The sequence below is a fragment of the Photobacterium phosphoreum genome, assembly GCF_002954725.1.
Taxonomy (GTDB): domain Bacteria; phylum Pseudomonadota; class Gammaproteobacteria; order Enterobacterales; family Vibrionaceae; genus Photobacterium; species Photobacterium phosphoreum.
In genome coordinates this window covers 2463481-2482787 of the sequence record NZ_MSCQ01000001.1, presented here as the reverse complement: position 1 = coordinate 2482787, position 19307 = coordinate 2463481, and the positions used below count along the sequence as shown (strand labels likewise).

The following is a 19307-nucleotide window of genomic DNA, read 5'->3' as shown; positions in this document are numbered from 1 at the left end:
ATAAATAAAAAAGAATTTGCTTGGCGACCATAGCGTTATGGACCCACCTGATCCCATGTCGAACTCAGTAGTGAAACGTAATAGCGCCGATGGTAGTGTGGGGTCTCCCCATGTGAGAGTAGGACATCGCCAGGCTCAAAATTTTTTTTCACTTTTTAAAAGTGGAAATAAAAAGATTTAGAATTTGCACTTGCAGATTCATAACAGCTTTGTGTGCTGGTATGGCTCAGTTGGTAGAGCGCACCCTTGGTAAGGGTGAGGTCCCCAGTTCGACTCTGGGTACTAGCACCATTCATTTTTTTAGCAACCATAGCGCAGCGGTACCACCTGATCCCATGCCGAACTCAGAAGTGAAACGTTGTAGCGCCGATGGTAGTGTGGGGTCTCCCCATGTGAGAGTAGGACATTGCTAAATACCTCTTTAAAACCCAGCCTTCGGCTGGGTTTTTTCATTTCAGCCTCTTAATATTTTGTATTCCTCTCTATTGTCCTGCGTTTTTCTTCATTTCTTCATTTTTTATTACAATCACAATATAGTATCGGTTGATGTGGTTTAATTTTACTTGCACCATTATTGTTTTTTCTATAGTTTTAACTAGATATCTAGACGGCTAAAGCTATTTTGGGGTAAGGAGAAAACCAAAGTGCCAATTAAAATACCGGATCGTTTACCGGCAACAGATATTTTAAGAAGTGAGAATATCTTCGTAATGACAGAGGCACGTGCTGCCAGTCAGGGAATTCGGCCGCTTAAAGTGCTGTTACTGAACTTAATGCCAAAGAAAATTGAAACTGAGACTCAGTTTCTACGCTTGCTTTCTAATAGCCCATTACAAGTGGATGTTGAGTTATTACGGATTGATAACCGACCTACAAAAAATACCCCTCAAGAACACCTAGATACCTTTTATCGTCAATTTGAAATGGTTAAAGATCGTAATTTTGATGGTTTGATTGTGACGGGAGCGCCACTAGGATTAGTGCAATTTGAAGATGTGCTGTATTGGGAAGAAATTCAGTTAATCATGAATTGGGCTAAGGATCATGTGACGTCGACATTATTTGTTTGCTGGGCTGCCCAAGCTGGTTTGAAGTTACTGTATGATTTACCTAAACGTACACGTAAAGAAAAGCTTTCTGGGGTTTACCACCATCGTATTCATGATTGTCATCACCCTGTTTTACGTGGTTTTGATGATACCTTCTTTGCACCCCATTCCCGTTACGCTGATTTTTCTGCTGATTATCTTAATAAACATACTGACTTAGATATTTTGGCGACATCTGATCAAGCTGGGGTTTATTTAGCCGCAACTAAAGATAAGCGTAATGTGTTTGTTACTGGTCATCCTGAATATGATGTCGATACATTGCACAATGAATTTTTGCGAGATCGTGAACAAGGAATGGAACCAATAATTCCTGTTAATTATTATCCCAATGATGATGTTAACTGTGATCCTGTTGCTAGTTGGCGTAGTCATGGTCATTTATTATTCAGTAATTGGCTTAATTATTGTGTCTATCAACAGACGCCTTATGACTTGGCGCATTTTTCAGAAGCTAGCTTTACTAAAGATAATTAATAAAAAGGCCTGTTTAGTTAGCAGGCCTTGTTGTTATTTGTGGGTTAGATAGATATTAATGTTTATTTTGGTTTTCCCATCGTTTGGCTTTTTCAATTAATGAAGTGATGGTTGAACCTTGAATCAAGATTGAAAACACCACTACTGAATAAGTCATGACGAGGATTATTTCCCTAACATCAATGTCTTTGGCTGGAATCACGATCACGCCAGCGGGTACTGCCATCGCCATTGCTAGTGCAAGACCACCACGTAACCCGCCCCAAGTAAGAATTTTAACTGACATCGGGTTATATTGACGATAACGGCTAAAACCAAGGTAAGGTAATTTGACGCTTAAGTAACGACTTAACAATACCAGTGGAATAGCAATCGCCATTAGGATCCAGTCTTCTTGGTGGAAACTGAATTCAAGCATTGTCATACCAATTAACAAGAATAATAAGCCGTTAAGGAATTCATCGACCAATTCCCAGAAGTGATCAAGGTGCTCTTCACTTTCTTTTGAGAAACCAATATAGCGGGTCCAGTTACCGATCATTATGCCAGAGACAACCATGGCAAGTGGACCAGATACATGGATAATTTCGGCAAAAGCATAACCTGCCGTTGGTATACCGATGGTTAATAATAATTCCATTGAGTGATCATCGGTTGAGCAGATGAGGTAATGGAAAATTAAACCTAGAATAAAACCGTAAACAATACCGCCAATCGCTTCTTGTAGAAATAATTGGCTTACGCTTAAAACGGTTGGACTTTGATTGCCAAAAGCGATGGTAAATAAAGTCACAAAAATAACTAAACCAAAACCATCATTAAAGAGTGATTCCCCTTCTATTTGCGTCGAGATTCGACGAGGAGCATTCATTTTTTTTACGATAGCAAGTACTGCAATTGGATCGGTTGGCGAGATCAGCGAACCAAACAGTAAGCAGTAAATAAGATCAAGTTGGATCCCAATTAATTGACAAATACCCCATAAGCTAAAGCCAATAAAAAAGGTTGAAAACAGGGTTGAACCTAAGGCTAATGTGGTGATTTCCCATTTTTGCTCTTTGAGGTGTGGCAGTTTAATGCCAAGGCCACCTGCAAAGAGCAAAAATCCTAAAATCCCTTTTAACAAAAAGTCTTCAAAGTTGATTTTTCCCATTTGAGTTGAGGCAATATCTTCGAGATGAAACCAACCATTATGCCCTGCAAAAATAATCAGTAGCGATAAGATGAGCGAACCTGCCGTAATGGCAATGGTGGTTTGCATCTTACCTATCTTACTGTTAATAAAAGCTATTAGCATTGCTGCTGCAGCTAGGAAGCAGAGGGTGTTGTAAACCGACATGCAAAACCTCTAGATTAAGTTATTGATTAAATTTAATTATTTGAAATAGTAAAACCATCAGTTCGCAATGGCTACCGTTAATTAACTTATTTTGCCATTGTCTCTATTTAGACGTCTAGATTCCTATTTGAATTGTGATAGGATGTTATCAGGATGTAATGGATTATAAGGATATAATGTAGTGTTAAAAGATAAGGATGTACTGCATAAGCGACTCGAACAGCAAATTTTGATCATCGATGGTGGCATGGGCACCATGATCCAAGGTTATAAACTGGATGAGCAAGATTATCGAGGCCAACGTTTTAGTGACTGGCATGCTGATCTTAAAGGTAATAACGATCTATTAGTTTTAACTCAGCCGCAATTAATTAAAGATATTCATCTTGAGTACCTTGAAGCTGGCGCTGATATTTTAGAAACCAATACTTTTAATGCGACCACCATTGCGATGGCTGATTATGATATGGAAAGCCTCAGTGCCGAAATTAATTTTGCTGCTGCCACGCTTGCCCGTGAAGCTGCAGATGAATGGACGGCACAAACACCGAATAAACCCCGTTTTGTAGCCGGCGTTTTAGGCCCAACTAATCGCACTTGCTCAATCTCTCCTGATGTTAATGATCCTGGGTTTCGAAATGTCACTTTTGATGAGTTGGTGATTGCTTATAGCGAGTCTACCCACGCGTTAATCAAAGGTGGTGTCGATATTATTTTGATCGAAACTATTTTTGATACGTTGAATGCCAAAGCCTGTGCTTTTGCGGTAACGGGAGTATTTGAAGAGCTTGGCTATGAATTGCCCGTGATGATTTCAGGCACGATTACAGATGCTTCAGGTCGTACGCTTTCAGGTCAAACGACCGAGGCTTTTTATAATTCTTTACGTCATGTAAAGCCGATTTCCTTTGGCTTAAATTGTGCTTTAGGGCCAGATGAATTACGTCAATATGTGGCTGAATTATCGCACATTTCTGAATGTGCAGTATCAGCCCACCCGAATGCGGGTTTGCCTAACGCATTTGGTGAGTATGATCTTGAAGCCGATGAAATGGCTGAGCATATTAAAGAATGGGCTCAGCAAGGCTTTTTAAATTTAGTTGGCGGATGTTGTGGTACGACGCCTGAACATATTCGACAGATGTATCAAGTTACCAAAAATATTAAACCTCGAGTGTTACCTGAGATTAAAATTGCGTGTCGATTATCGGGGTTAGAACCGCTAACTATTGAGGCTGAAAGTTTATTTGTTAATGTGGGTGAGCGGACCAATGTTACCGGCTCGGCACGTTTTAAGCGCTTAATTAAAGATGAACTTTATGATGAAGCATTAGACGTTGCCCGTCAGCAAGTAGAATCGGGTGCGCAAATTATCGATATCAACATGGATGAAGGCATGTTGGATGCGCAGGCTGCAATGGTGCGTTTTCTTAATTTGTGCGCAACAGAGCCAGATATTGCCAAAGTGCCGATCATGGTTGATTCATCGAAGTGGGAAATTATTGAAGCTGGACTCAAATGTGTTCAGGGTAAACCGATTGTTAACTCTATTTCACTTAAAGAAGGCAAAGAGAACTTTATTGCTCAAGCTAAGCTGTTACGTCGTTATGGCGCAGCGGTGATTGTAATGGCATTTGATGAAGTGGGTCAGGCTGATACTCGCGAGCGTAAAATTGAAATATGTACTAATGCTTATCATATATTGGTCGATGAAGTAGGTTTTCCAGCGGAAGATATTATTTTCGATCCTAATATTTTTGCTATCGCCACTGGCATCGAAGAGCACAATAATTATGCGGTTGATTTTATTGAAGCGGTTGCTGATATTAAACGTACCTTACCCCATGCGATGATTTCTGGCGGCGTGTCTAATGTGTCGTTTTCATTTCGAGGTAATAACCCTGTTCGAGAAGCGATCCATGCGGTGTTTCTATATTACTGTTTTAAAAATGGCATGGATATGGGGATCGTCAATGCCGGTCAGTTAGCGATTTATGATGATCTGTCTGATGAATTACGTAATGCCGTTGAAGATGTCGTACTTAATCGTCGTGATGATAGTACTGATCGCCTACTCGATATTGCTGCGAATTATCGTGATAGTGGTGCGGTTGAAGAAGATCGCACTTTACAAGAATGGCGCAGTTGGTCAGTTGAAAAACGGTTAGAACATGCACTTGTTAAAGGCATCACTGAGTTCATTGTCGAGGATACTGAACTTGCACGAGTGAATGCGGATAAGCCATTAGAAGTGATTGAAGGCCCATTGATGGCAGGGATGAATGTCGTTGGTGACTTGTTCGGTGAAGGTAAGATGTTTTTACCCCAAGTCGTTAAATCTGCACGGGTTATGAAACAAGCCGTTGCTCATTTAGAGCCGTACATTAATGCCGAAAAACAAGCAGGGTATACCAACGGTAAGATTTTATTAGCCACGGTAAAAGGTGATGTACACGATATTGGTAAGAATATTGTTGGGGTGGTACTTCAATGTAATAACTATGAAATTATTGATCTTGGTGTAATGGTGTCATGCGATAAAATTTTGCAGGTCGCTCAAGAACAGAATGTCGATATTATTGGTTTGAGTGGTTTGATCACCCCTTCGCTTGATGAAATGGTATATGTCGCTAAAGAAATGCAGCGCCGAGGTTTTGAGGTGCCATTATTGATTGGTGGTGCTACTACCTCAAAAGCACATACCGCGGTTAAAATTGAACAAAACTATCAACAGCCAGTGGTGTATGTATCCAATGCCTCACGGGCGGTAGGTGTCTGTTCCGCGTTATTGTCTGAACAACAAAAACCGGCCTTTGTCGAGCGGTTAGCGGCAGAGTATGACATTGTGCGTGAACAACATGCGCGTAAAAAGCCACGAACGCCTCCAGTCTCTCTTGATCAGGCTCGAGCGAATGCTGTTGTCCTTGATTGGGATAATTACACGCCGCCAGCCCCTAGAAAAGCAGGTGTACATACTTTTACTGATTTTCCGGTTGCTAAATTACGCCAATATATCGATTGGACGCCATTTTTCATGACTTGGTCATTAAGTGGGAAATATCCAACGATTTTACGCCATGAAGTGGTGGGGGTTGAAGCGACTAAGTTGTTTGCAGATGCAAATCAGATCCTCGATGATATTGAACTGACAGGGATGATCAAAGCCAATGGAGTGTGTGGCTTATTCCCTGCTAATAATATTGGTGATGATATTGAGGTTTACACTGATGAAACCCGCACAGAAGTATTAACGGTACTGCATGGCTTACGTCAACAAACCAAGAAGCCGAAGGGCCCTAATTATTGTTTGTCTGATTACATAGCCCCTAAAGAAAGTGGTAAAGCCGACTGGATTGGTGCGTTCGCTGTAACTGGTGGTATTGGTGAATATGACATTGCTGATCAGTTTAAAGCGCAGGGTGATGATTATAACGCGATCATGGTTCAAGCGGTGGCGGATCGATTAGCAGAAGCGTTTGCTGAATGCATGCACCAAATGGTACGTAAACAAATTTGGGGCTATGCAGCGGATGAAGATCTCAGTAATGATGATTTGATCCGTGAAAAATATCAGGGTATTCGTCCGGCTCCTGGTTATGCTGCTTGTCCTGAACATACTGAAAAAGGGGCTATTTGGCAGTTATTGGATGCTGAAGCCAATACAGGGATGGTACTGACCGAGAGCTATGCGATGTGGCCGGGTGCAGCGGTATCGGGGTGGTATTTTTCACATCCAGATGCGCGCTATTTTGCGGTAGCGCAGATCCAACAAGATCAGTTGGAAAGTTATGCTGATCGCAAAGGTTGGGATTTGACTGAAGCTGAAAAGTGGTTAGGGCCTAATTTGTCATAAAAATATTGGGTTGAAATAAAAAAGGCGCAAATATTGCGCCTTTTTTGGGTCTTTTTTTCTTGTTGGTGCTGATAGTGATTATTCTAATAGTTGCTGATGAAGTGTTGTAACCACTGATTTTGCATCGGCTTCATTGACTAAGAAGCACAGATTATGCGGACTAGCACCATAGCAAATGAGACGTAAATTATATGCATCAAGCGCACCAAAGATATGTTTGGCTGAGCCTTTACTGTCACTCATATGATTCCCAATCAATGCCACTAACGACAAACCTTGTTCAATATCGACGCGGCATAATTGATTGAGTTGTTCAACGGCGGCTAAGGGTAATGTCGGTGCACCGCCGCCAGTATCGGTTTGATCAAGGGTTAATGAAACGCTGACTTCGGAGGTGGTAATTAAATCGACCGAGATTTTATGTTCAGCCAAAATACGAAACACTTCAGCTAAAAATCCATAAGCCTGAAACATATTGAGACTGGTTAAGGTCACCATAGTTTGGTTACCACGCAGTGCCAATGCTCGAAATAGTGGCGCTTGATCAACGGTTTTTCGAATCCAAGTTCCGCCTTGTTGGGGATCTTTTGATGAGCCAACAAAGACTGGAATTTGGTGGCGAACCGCAGGTACCAATGTTGATGGATGGAGGATTTTGGCACCAAAGTTAGCCATTTCAGAGGCCTCACTAAAGCTGATTTCTTTAATTGGTTTAGCGGCGGCGGTAATACGTGGATCGGTGGTGTACATGCCGGGGACATCAGTCCAGATCTCTAACGTGGTCGCATCAACGGCTTCTGCAATTAATGCGGCGCTGTAATCACTTCCTCCTCGACCTAGAGTGGTGGTATTGCCTTGGCCATCTCTGCCGATAAAACCTTGTGAGACCAAAATATGGGTTGTCAGTTGTGGAATTAAATGTTGTTGAGCTAATTGACGGATAAGCTTTGGCTGTGGAATCGCTTTGCCAAATTGATCATCTGTACGCATAACCTCACGAATATCAAACCGAATCGCGGCGGCATTCATTTCGATTAAAATTTGATTAAACAGATAGGTTGATAATAGCTCGCCATGACTGACCAGTTGATCGGTGAGTTGGGGTGATGATGCAATTGCTGCTTGTGCAGCAGCTGATGCAATATCATCGAATAATGCGTAAATAGCACCACTAACTGTGTGTGGGTGCTGTAGTTGATTCAGTATTTGTTGGTGAGTATCGGTTAATTGCTGTAAATGTTGCTGGCGTGAGGTGGTATCGGTGATGCCATTGGATAATGCGACCAGTAAATTAGTCACCCCAGAACAGGCACTAATAAGCACTATTTTGGTGTTTGGATTTGCGATAACGATCTCGGCACTGCGGCACATTGCTGGATAGTCAGCGACACTGGTGCCGCCGAATTTAGCCACAACCAATGGGGTTACTGTAGGGGGTGGAATCATGCTCATTACGGTGTTCTCCCTTTCTTGTAAATAGTGCAAGGTAAATGCTTTGCTTCGGAAGAATTCCCGACGTCCATTGTCGAGGAGGTAATAGGCAGTAACGCACCTCTTCTGTAGTGAATAAACACTGTTGTTATTGAATAGGAAATCGCCCTTAGTTGTCAATTGTTAAATGATGATTTCTCAATAGTTAATAAAAAGTATGCATAACTAGCAGGATTTTGGTTGGTTACTTGCAGCTTTAGCGTTGCTCTAATACTCTGTAATAACAATTAACTGTCCATCACGTATTGATAATAATCATGATTTAATGGAGTTGAATCTATGCCTATCACCAGTTTTATACCCCCTCAAAGAACACTTATGGGACCAGGACCTTCTGATATCTATCCGCAAGTATTGCAAGCGCTAAGCCGTCCGACAATTGGTCATCTTGATCCGTTATTTATTAAAATGATGGATGAACTTAAACAGTTGCTGCAATACGCTTTTCAAACTAATAATGCATTTACCATTGCAGTATCAGCGCCGGGTAGTGCGGGAATGGAAGCGTGTTTTGTTAATTTGGTTGAAACGGGTGACAAGGTATTAGTTTGCCGTAATGGTGTTTTTGGTGACCGCATGCGAGAGAACGTTGAACGCTGTGGTGGCATTGCAATCATGGTTGATAATGCATGGGGGGAGCCCGTCTCGCCAGTTTTAGTTGAGCAGGCATTGCATGCCGATCCTGAAATTAAAATTGTCGCGTTTGTACATGCAGAAACCTCAACAGGGGCGCTATCTGATGCTAAAACCTTGGCTGAAATTGCGCGTAGATATGGCTGTTTAACCATTGTCGATGCCGTGACTTCATTGGGTGGTGTACCTTTGCTGGTGGATGAATGGCAATTGGATGCGGTTTATTCGGGCAGTCAAAAATGCTTATCTTGTGTGCCAGGATTGTCTCCACTAACGTTTTCCGAGCAAGCAATTGCTAAAATTCAGCAACGTAAAACGCCAGTGCAAAGTTGGTTTTTAGATCAAAGTTTAGTGCTGGGTTATTGGAGCGGTGAAGGTAAGCGTAGCTATCATCATACCGCGCCAGTGAACAGTTTATATGCATTACATGAAGCATTAGTGTTGTTACACAATGAAGGTTTAGAGCAAGCATGGCAGCGTCATCAGCGGGCCCATCTTGAATTAAAAACTGGACTTGAAGCGCTAGGAATTAGCTTTGTGGTTGAAGAGGCGTATCGCTTACCACAGCTTAATGCGGTTTATATTCCTGATGGTGTCGATGATGCTGCAGTAAGATCAACCTTATTAGAACGCTATAATCTTGAGATCGGTGCTGGGCTGGGGACACTCGCAGGTAAAGCATGGCGGATTGGATTGATGGGTTATGCTGCCCGTAGTGAAAATGTTGCTTTGTGTCTTAAAGCCCTTGAAAGTACGTTAAAATAAACCTGATGATAACCATCAATGGTGATCGTTCACCATTGATGGTTATTAGTCATTATTTCGCAGCAGAGACTGCCGCTGTTGTCGCGCTTGAGGTTGTAATCCCCGGAAATAATTGTTGTGCTTCTGCGGCTACTTGCTCAGCTTGGGCTGTGTTACCTTGATCGTTATATGCTAAGACTAAGTTTTGATATAACGCCGGTCGTGGCCATGTTTGTGCTTTTTGGTTAGCCCAACGAATATAATCAGCAACCAGTTGTGGTTTATCGGTGGCGATGCCAAGTTGTAGTTGAGTGAGATGCAAATCCCATTCAAACCGATGTTGCCATGCCCATGGATTATTCACTTTGACTAAATAGTTGATATTCACTGGACGGGTTGTTTCAAATTTAGTCAGTAACCAACCTGAATATAAAGTGGTGATCATAAAACTGCTGATCATAATTGGTAGTGCGATCGCGCTAACTTTAAGGGCAAGTACATACTGATTTTGGTAACGATGATACTTGGTGGTGAGGTTATCAACCCAAAAGATCAGAATAATAAATATGATCCAATGCGCTAGTGAGTGATAAAACGGGTATTCAAGTTGAGTATGTAACACTATTGGAAAAAATAATCCTACTAAGGCTAATTGAGTACCATTGGGGGCTTTTTTAATACTAATCAGTACAATCAAAGCTGCCAACATTAACCCGAGTAATGGTATCACTCCACCTTCTGCAGCCCAATAAAGTAATTCATTATGGGGATGATCTAAACTCGCAACACCTGCTGGGTATTGTTGCGGATTCTGCTGGTGCCACAGTGCGGTTTGAGTAATATAGGTCACTTCAAATTTGCCATAACCATAACCGGTTAATGGTTTAGTGGTAAACATGTCATAAGCTTGTGGTATATGTATTTCTCGCGGACTATCTAATGTGACACGAACATCTTGTGAAAATGAGCTGTCGGTGGTGCTACTGACTTGCCACGCTAATGCAAGGGCTAATAGCAGCATCAGGCCCCACATTCGCTGTTGATATTTAGCCGCAAAGCGATACAAATAAGGCAGCATTAATAATGAGCCAATGCTTGCGCCCAACCAACCCGTGCGCGAGTTAAGTACCACCAGTAGTGGAATGGTTAATATCGGAACCGCGAGTAAGATCAGGTGTTGCCATGCCCATTTACCACGATAACGCGGTAAGCGAGCTAATAGATAAGCGGCGATAACCAGCCCTGTTGCTAAGAAACTCGCCATTACATTCGGTTGTTGGAAAATACCATAGGGGCGGTTGGCAATAGTGTCATAACCAAAACTATTATTGGTTGGTAAGCATAAAAATTGATACCAGCCAAATATCGCTTCAATTAATACCGCGATGGTAATAAACCACAGTAATCGTTGGCGTTGGCTATGAGTAAAAACAAATTGTTGTAAGCTGATGAAAAATAAAAACCCAGCCCAGAGAGTAAGCAAGCGGTTTAAAACAGCAAAGCCATCAGCGTCAGCGTAAAACACCGGTAACGATAATAAGACACAGCTGCTAAATAAAATTAGCGTCATACGAGAATAACGCCATACTTTTTGACGACAAATTTCTAATAGACCACAACTGATCGCAAAACTAAAGGGGATCCATGCACTGGCATTAAAAGATAATTCAAGCCCTGAACCGCCAGGATTATGCTGAAAATAATGCATTGCAACGATAAAAAATACGCCAACACTGGCTAAGAAAAAACGCACTAAAGGTAAAGGCTTAGAAATCCGTTTCTGTTCTAATTTTGTACCTTGAAGTTGTAACACTGTCATGGTGAGTCCTGAGTGAAAAAGCAAACAGGCTGACCAATGTCAACCTGCTTGATTAGGCTTACAATTAAATGTTGAGTAATGGTTTAAGAAATCTTGCTGTATGGGAACCCGCGATCAGTGCTACTTGCTCTGGGGTACCTGTCGCGATAATTTCACCACCACCATTACCGCCTTCAGGGCCAAGATCAATCACCCAATCAGCGGTTTTAATGACATCGAGATTATGTTCGATAACCACAATGGTATTGCCGCGATCGCGTAGCTTATGCAATACCGTTAACAATTGCTGAATATCGTGAAAATGTAAGCCTGTGGTTGGCTCATCTAAAATATATAAGGTTTTACCCGTATCACGTTTAGATAATTCTTTAGCGAGTTTTACCCGTTGTGCTTCACCGCCGGATAAGGTTGTCGCTGCTTGACCAAGGCGAATATACGATAAGCCGACATCGATTAATGTCTGCAACTTTCTTGCAATTGCTGGAACAGGTTCAAAAAATTGATGGGCATCTTCAACAGTAAGCTGTAAAACTTCATCAATACTTTTGCCTTTATAGCGCACTTCTAATGTTTCACGATTATAACGCTTTCCTTTACAGGCATCACAGGGCACATAAACGTCAGGTAAAAAGTGCATTTCAACTTTAATCACCCCATCTCCTTGGCAGGCTTCACATCGACCGCCACGAACGTTAAAGCTAAAACGACCCGGTTTATAACCTCGAGATCGAGACTCTTGAGTACCTGCAAATAATTCACGAATAGGCGTAAAAATACCCGTATAAGTGGCAGGATTTGAACGAGGAGTACGGCCTATCGGGCTTTGATCAATATCGATCACTTTATCAAAATGTTCTAAATTCTGAATTTCTTTATAAGGCGCTGGGGTACCGGTGGTTGCACCATTGAGTCGCTGGTGGGCGATCTTAAAGAAAGTGTCATTGATCAAGGTCGATTTACCTGATCCAGAAACACCGGTAATACAGGTAAGTAACCCGACTGGAATTTCGACATTAACGTCTTTAAGATTATTGCCGCTAGCACCTAAAAGTTTGACGGTTTTGGCTGCATCAAACGGGACGCGTTGCGCAGGAATAGCGATTGATTTTTTACCGCTAAGATATTGACCAGTTAACGATTTTTTGGACTTTAAAATATCTTTAATCGTGCCCTCTGCAATAATTTCACCGCCATGGACACCTGCACCTGGGCCGATATCGATTACATAATCAGCAGCGCGAATTGCGTCTTCATCATGTTCCACCACAATCACTGTATTTCCCAGATCACGCAGGTGGATCAGGGTTTTGAGTAAGCGTTCGTTATCACGCTGATGGAGGCCAATCGAAGGTTCATCAAGCACATACATCACCCCCATTAAACCAGCACCAATTTGGCTAGCAAGTCGAATACGCTGCGCTTCACCACCGGAGAGAGTATCGGCACTGCGAGATAGGCTGAGGTAATTGAGCCCAACATTGACTAAGAAACTTAAGCGCTCATTAATTTCTTTTAATATTTTGGCGGCAATTTGCGCCCGTTGACCCGTTAATGCCAACTTATCAAAGAAAGTAAATGCTTCATTGATACTCATCTCACAGATGTGAGGCAGATTCGTTTCACCGATAAAGACATGGCGTGCTTCTTGGCGTAACCGTGACCCATGGCAACTAGCACAAGGTTTGGTTGAGACAAATTTAGCTAATTCTTCACGAACAGAATTCGATTCAGTTTCGTGATAACGGCGCTCCATATTATTTAAAATACCTTCGAAGGGATGCCGACGAACGGTAATATCACCGCGATCATTAATATATTTAAATTCTATATCTGTGGTGCCAGAGCCACTGAGGATCACAGTTTTAATTTTTTTAGGTAGCGTATCGAAAGGGGCTTCAATATCAAATTTAAAATGCTCTGCCAGTGACTTGAGCATTTGAAAGTAATAAAAGTTACGTTTATCCCAGCCGCGAATAGCACCACCGGCTAAACTAAGTTCGCCATTTTGTAGCACACGTTCAGAATCAAAATATTGCTGAACCCCTAACCCATCACAGGTGCCACATGCGCCAGCAGGGTTATTGAATGAGAACAATCGCGGCTCAAGCTCTTGCATGCTATAGCCACACTGCGGGCAAGCAAAGTTAGCTGAAAAGACCTGCTCTGGTAATTCATCAGCTATCATTGGGGCAATAATCACCGTACCACCGGATAACTCAAGCGCAGTTTCAAATGATTCAGCTAAGCGTAGCTGGAGATCATTGCGGACTTTAATACGATCAACGACCACTTCAATGGTGTGTTTCTTATGGAGTTCTAATGTTGGTGGATCGGAAAGATCACACACTTCACCGTCAATACGAGCGCGAATGTAACCTTGAGCGGCAAGGTTGGCGAGGGTTTTTACATGTTCACCTTTGCGCTCTTTGACTATTGGCGCGAGCAACATTAATTTGCTGCCTTCATCCATGGCGAGTACTTGATCAACCATTTGACTAACAGTTTGGGCTGCAAGAGGCGCGTTATGAGTCGGGCAACGAGGTTCACCTACACGCGCATAGAGTAAGCGTAAATAGTCATAAATTTCAGTGATGGTGCCAACTGTAGATCGAGGATTATGCGAGGTTGATTTTTGTTCAATTGAAATGGCAGGAGATAAGCCTTCAATATGGTCAACATCGGGCTTTTCCATTAATGATAGAAATTGACGAGCATAAGCCGATAGTGATTCGACATAGCGGCGTTGACCTTCGGCATATAACGTATCAAAGGCTAAAGATGATTTTCCTGACCCCGATAAGCCGGTGATAACAACGAGCTTGTCGCGAGGAATGGAAATATTGATGTTTTTGAGATTATGGGTGCGGGCACCCTGTACTTCGATGTAATCCATACCAATCACTATTCTTTTGCTAGATTGTAAGTGAGTAGTATTTCATAGCCGCTTTTAATGAGCAAAAGATACTAAATAAAAACACAGTGGCGGAATAAAAAAAATCCCGCTATAAAAAGCGGGATTGTTTAATGTTTGGTTTACTTACTTCTTGCTAGTTTGTTGCTTAGCTAGTGTAGAAGATTGGTCTTTCTTATAGATGTTTTCGTAGCAGTAGTTTGTTGCTTCAATGTAGCCATCAACGCTACCACAGTCAAAACGCTTACCTTTAAATTTGAATGCTAGAACACAACCAGATTGTGCTTGTTTTAGTAGAGCATCAGTGATTTGGATTTCACCGCCTTTACCAGGTTCTGTTTGTTCGATGATATCAAAAATATCAGGCGTTAGAATGTAACGACCGATAATAGCAAGGTTGCTTGGTGCTGTGCCTGGTTCTGGTTTCTCTACCATGTTATCAACACGGAATAGATCATCACGGATCATTTGACCTGCGATCACACCGTATTTATGGGTATCTTCTTCTGGTACTTCCTCAACCGCTACGATTGAACAACGGAATTGCTTATAAAGTGCCGCCATTTGAGCTAATACGCCTTGCTCTTCGTTAACACAAAGGTCATCGGCAAGTACGACTGCGAACGGTTCGTTACCAACAAGCTCACGTCCCATAAGGATAGCGTGACCTAGGCCTTTCATTTCACCTTGACGGATGTAAGTGAAGTGAGCTGAATCAATTACGCGACGGATATCAAACAATAGATCTTCTTTGTTAGTACCGCTGATTTGGTGTTCTAGCTCGTAGTTTTTATCAAAGTGATCCATCAAGGTATTTTTACCACGACCAGTAACAATACACATACCATTCATGCCAGCTTGAATCGCTTCCTCAACACCATATTCAATCAAAGGTTTGTTTACGATTGGCATCATCTCTTTTGGCATTGATTTTGTTGCTGGAAGAAAACGAGTGCCGTAGCCTGCTGCTGGAAATAGACATTTCTTGATCATAGTGTTTCCTAGATTTTATGTAATTGATTATGTGTTGAGCACAGATTGAAATCTTGCTGCTAATTTCATTATGGGAATTAACAAAACAATAGTCATTATTGTTTTGTTAACGCTTAATCGCTTTGTAATGGTAGAGATTTTAAACAATAAATCAACTGAATATCATCGTTGTTCTCGCAAAAAATAACAATAAATTAAAGATGTATAACCTTTAATTATTACCTCTAATGATAAAAATTATATTTTTATTAAAGGTTGTTTTTTATAACGGTAACCTGAAAATAATATTATTTATTATCTGATGTTATTTATTTGTTTTTAATATGCTTACTATTATCTTCAATATTTTTTATCAATAAGTAACCGATTTATTAAAAGATCTTAGCGAATAATAATATAATCAATGTAGATTATATTACTTGTTTTTTTATAGTCTATATATTTCAACCATTGAAGTGTCATAAAAATGACAGTTTTGGTGCGGTAATGATTGTCATTGAATTTTTATATAGATATTACTTATGTTTTGATGTCGAGTTAGTGGTATCTGGTATGGATAATTGCGGGTTGTAACCTACTTTGACGCTATGCCTTGACCTTGCTGGCATGATAAACTGTATGATTAAGTATAAACTTTGACTAAGCGGCTATTAACACCCAATACCGTCGCTATCAGCTTTGGAGTGAACTATGGCCAGTCGTGGCGTAAATAAAGTTATTCTAATCGGTAACTTAGGAAATGATCCAGAAATTCGTTACATGCCGAGCGGTGGTGCAGTAGCTAACATTACTATTGCAACCTCTGAGTCTTGGCGTGATAAAGCTACCGGTGAGCAACGTGAAAAAACGGAATGGCATCGTGTAGCATTGTTTGGGAAATTGGCAGAAGTCGCTGGTGAGTACCTACGTAAAGGTTCACAAGTGTACATTGAAGGTCAATTACAAACACGTAAGTGGCAAAACCAGCAAGGCCAAGATCAATACACTACGGAAGTGGTTGTGCAAGGTTTTAACGGTGTGATGCAAATGCTAGGTGGCCGTAATGGTGGCCAAGGTGCGCCTATGGGTGGTCAACAACAACAGCAGAATCAAGGTAATTGGGGTCAACCTCAACAACCTGCTGCTGCGCCACAGCAAAACTATGCACCACAACAGCCACAGCAACATCAGCAAGCACCGCAGCAGTCTGCTCCACAGCAACCGCAGCAACAATATAATGAGCCACCAATGGATTTTGACGACGATATTCCGTTCTAGCTCCTAAAAAATAATAAGTAATTATATTTAGCTTACTAAAATGTATTAACCCAGCATTATTGCTGGGTTTTTTTTGTGTATCAAAAAGATCACGCCTAAGCTAGACTATTAATATTATTGTTATTTTTTGTCTTATTATATTTATGAAACGTTTAGATATCGTTATTAGCCTTTTATTGTCTTTATTACTAACCATTGGCGTTGGTTATAATGGTAATAAAATGATCATAGTGACTGGGTGCTTATTTTTTGCATTAATTTTTTTATCATCTAAACGTTGGTTGAAATGGTTAGTTATATTCCCTATTGGTTTGGTGGCGGTATTATACTTTCAGTCTGGTTATATTTATGGGCATCCTAATATAGGTATTATTGCATCATTAGTTGAAACCAATAAACGTGAAAGTATTGAATTTTTATTAGCTGTCCCAATTAAAGTATGGTTACTTAACATTCTTTTAGCCATGTTGTTTTGTTATTATTTAGCTCGCATTCAGTTTGTATTTCAATGGCATAAATCTGCTATTTTAGTGGGAGGTATTTGCTTTTACTTTTCATCTTTAAGTTTGTTTATCAATCATATTTATAGTAGTACTGAACATTACCTTGTTCAAATGAAAGCGATTAAAAACAGTATTCATCAGACTGCGGATTGGACAATTTTAAGTGCTAAACCTAAATATAAAAACTATGTCTTAATTGTTGGCGAAAGCATGCGTAAAGACTATATGTCAGCTTACGGTTATCCAATAGATACCACGCCTTTCTTAGCCAAAACCCCAGCAATATTGGTTAATGGTTATTTGTCGACAGCCTCCCATACCGCCGTGTCATTACCGAGAACGCTAGGTATGAGTCATGGCTTAGATTTACATCCAGTTAATAATATTATTACTTTAGCTAACGCAGCGAAGATGAAAACAATATGGCTATCAAATCAAGGTTTTATTGGGAAATATGATACCGCTGTGTCAGCAATAGCAGTTCATGCAACAGAAAAACAATTTTTGAAAAAAGGTAATTTCCTAACTAATAACACCAGTGATTATGCATTATTACCTTTATTTAAACAGGCACTCGCGCAGCCTTATAATGGTTCCAAATTAATTGTGTTGCATATTATGGGATCACATGAGAATTTTTGTGATCGAATTAAAAAAGATATTTATGGGTTAAAAGATAAAGATTTATCTTGTTATTTATCTACTTATAATCAAACAGATACCATTATTAAAATGGTAGTTAATGATTTAAAAGCAACCAACGAAAGTTATTCATTATTTTATTTTTCTGATCATGGGCTTGATAATGTCAGTCGTGTTAAAGGACAAACACAATTAGTGCATGGTGATTTATATAAACAAAATTATGAAGTACCACTGATTGAAATAGCCAGTGATATTAAGCAGCATATTCAGTTGAATAAACATATAAGTGCGTTTGATTTTATGTCTATTTTCTCTCACTGGATTGGTGTTAAAACGACCCAGTTACCAGCATTTAGTGTTTACCAAGCACCACTAGTGAAAAATATTCAAGTATTAAGTGGTAATCAAATGGTGCCTTTTAATTCACTGAAAAATGATCCTGATGAAATTATTGAACCACAGTAATTATGATTATTTAATGTTATTTTTTAGGGTTGAATAAGGGCGTTGTTGGTATCGACAGCGCCGATTTTTGTTTAATGAAATCAATGAATAATTTTGTTTTAACATGGTGATAATTTAATTTAGGGTAATAAGCATAAATGGCATTGGTCGGTTGCTTCAATGTTGGTAGCACGGGTACCAGCAAGCCATTATCTAATTCTCGTTTTATGGTTTGGCTACTGGTTAAAATTAATCCCATTCCAGCAACGGCACCTGCAACTAGAGCTTCTGGATTAGAGGTAATGAAATTGCCCTGTAATTGGAGCCGTTGATTATGCTCAAAGATATGATCTTGTTGATGATCTTGATCGCCAAATAAGAGGTAATTATGCTGGCATAATTGTTCGGCAGTGGTGATGGGGGGATTGTTTTCAAGATAGGTGGGGGCCGCATAAAAACCATTGCAGTAACTTAAAAGTTTAGTAGCGATATAACTACAAGAATTAAATTCAGTGATTTCGCTACTGATAAAAACATCAAGATTAAGATTGGGTACCTGACCTGGTGTTACGGTATGGAGCTCAATCTTTATTTTTGGGTAGCATTGGCTAAACTCAGCTAAATAATTTACTAATAATCGACTTCCGGTTGCGAGCGGTGCGCCCAAACGCAATATACCGCCAACATCACCATAGGTTGCTGTTGTTTCTGCGAGCATTTGCTGCCAATCAGTCACTAATAATACGCTGCGTTGATAAAATAATTGTCCTGCATCTGTCACGGTTAAGTGACGGGTAGTGCGTTTTAAAAGTTGGACTCCAAGCTGTTTTTCTAACCAAGATAATCGTTTTGATAATGCCGAACTGGACGTGTTGAGTTTGTTTGCAGCTTGCGCTAATGATCCATGTTCGACCACGGTAATAAAGCTATTAGCACAGGTGATCCAATCCATAATATATTATTCCTTTATTACAATATTAATAATCGATTAACTGGTCTAATGTAGCGTATGCTTAGTGAGGAAAAAATGATTAAGATCGTTTTGATGATTTAAGTATTACTATTAATGGCTTATATGAAGTAAGGATG

11 protein-coding genes, 1 tRNA gene and 2 rRNA genes are annotated in these 19307 nt (G+C 40.5%); 8 read left to right on the top strand and 6 right to left on the bottom strand.

Features of this window, described 5'->3' with window-relative positions:
- Positions 1-19: 19 nt before the first annotated feature.
- From rrf (BTO21_RS10890) to metA, 4 genes are all read left to right on the top strand, one after another.
- Positions 20-135: ribosomal RNA gene (rrf, locus tag BTO21_RS10890) — 5S ribosomal RNA — on the top strand.
- Positions 136-215: 80 nt separating this feature from the next.
- A tRNA-Thr gene (locus BTO21_RS10885) sits at positions 216-291 on the top strand.
- An 8-nt stretch (positions 292-299) separates the two neighbouring features.
- Positions 300-415: ribosomal RNA gene (gene rrf / locus BTO21_RS10880) — 5S ribosomal RNA — on the top strand.
- Between the two features lie 229 nt (positions 416-644).
- Positions 645-1586 carry a homoserine O-acetyltransferase MetA gene (gene metA, locus BTO21_RS10875; protein ID WP_045030026.1) on the top strand — a complete coding sequence of 314 codons (942 nt, stop codon included), beginning with the start codon at positions 645-647 and terminating at the stop codon, positions 1584-1586.
- A 55-nt stretch (positions 1587-1641) separates the two neighbouring features.
- On the opposite strand, the gene BTO21_RS10870 is transcribed toward metA, so the two are convergent.
- Positions 1642-2925 carry a cation:proton antiporter gene (locus BTO21_RS10870; RefSeq protein WP_045030027.1) on the bottom strand — a complete coding sequence of 428 codons (1284 nt, stop codon included), beginning with the start codon at positions 2923-2925 and terminating at the stop codon, positions 1642-1644.
- 181 nt (positions 2926-3106) lie between these two features.
- On the opposite strand from BTO21_RS10870, the gene metH reads away from it, so the two are divergent.
- Positions 3107-6778: a methionine synthase gene (gene metH, locus BTO21_RS10865; RefSeq protein ID WP_045030028.1), complete on the top strand. Its 3672-nt coding sequence runs from the start codon at positions 3107-3109 to the stop codon at positions 6776-6778.
- Positions 6779-6856: 78 nt separating this feature from the next.
- On the opposite strand, the gene lysC is transcribed toward metH, so the two are convergent.
- Complete coding sequence (lysC, locus tag BTO21_RS10860; RefSeq protein ID WP_082056872.1) at positions 6857-8224, bottom strand: lysine-sensitive aspartokinase 3; 1368 nt, start codon at positions 8222-8224, stop codon at positions 6857-6859.
- A gap of 324 nt (positions 8225-8548) precedes the next feature.
- Here lysC and BTO21_RS10855 point away from each other — a divergent pair, with 324 nt between their 5' ends.
- Positions 8549-9667 (top strand): pyridoxal-phosphate-dependent aminotransferase family protein, encoded by a 1119-nt coding sequence (locus BTO21_RS10855; RefSeq protein ID WP_045030032.1) that lies wholly within the window; start codon positions 8549-8551, stop codon positions 9665-9667.
- 52 nt (positions 9668-9719) lie between these two features.
- On the opposite strand, the gene BTO21_RS10850 is transcribed toward BTO21_RS10855, so the two are convergent.
- The 3 genes from BTO21_RS10850 to galU form a co-directional block, all read right to left on the bottom strand.
- Positions 9720-11465, bottom strand: a complete 1746-nt coding sequence (locus BTO21_RS10850) for a PglL family O-oligosaccharyltransferase (RefSeq protein ID WP_045030033.1) — start codon at positions 11463-11465, stop codon at positions 9720-9722.
- A gap of 64 nt (positions 11466-11529) precedes the next feature.
- Positions 11530-14358: an excinuclease ABC subunit UvrA gene (gene uvrA, locus BTO21_RS10845; protein ID WP_045030035.1), complete on the bottom strand. Its 2829-nt coding sequence runs from the start codon at positions 14356-14358 to the stop codon at positions 11530-11532.
- Positions 14359-14502: 144 nt separating this feature from the next.
- The gene (gene galU / locus BTO21_RS10840; protein ID WP_045030036.1) at positions 14503-15369 is read right to left on the bottom strand and encodes a UTP--glucose-1-phosphate uridylyltransferase GalU; all 867 of its coding nucleotides are present in this window, start codon (positions 15367-15369) and stop codon (positions 14503-14505) included.
- Positions 15370-16059: 690 nt separating this feature from the next.
- Here galU and BTO21_RS10835 point away from each other — a divergent pair.
- Positions 16060-16626, top strand: coding sequence for a single-stranded DNA-binding protein (locus tag BTO21_RS10835; protein WP_045030038.1), 567 nt, complete (start codon positions 16060-16062; stop codon positions 16624-16626).
- Positions 16627-16769: 143 nt separating this feature from the next.
- The gene (locus tag BTO21_RS10830) at positions 16770-18239 is read left to right on the top strand and encodes a phosphoethanolamine transferase (protein ID WP_105026797.1); all 1470 of its coding nucleotides are present in this window, start codon (positions 16770-16772) and stop codon (positions 18237-18239) included.
- 16 nt (positions 18240-18255) lie between these two features.
- Here BTO21_RS10830 and BTO21_RS10825 read toward each other — a convergent pair whose 3' ends face one another.
- Positions 18256-19170 (bottom strand): LysR family transcriptional regulator, encoded by a 915-nt coding sequence (locus BTO21_RS10825; protein ID WP_045030040.1) that lies wholly within the window; start codon positions 19168-19170, stop codon positions 18256-18258.
- Between the last annotated feature and the right edge of the window lie 137 nt (positions 19171-19307).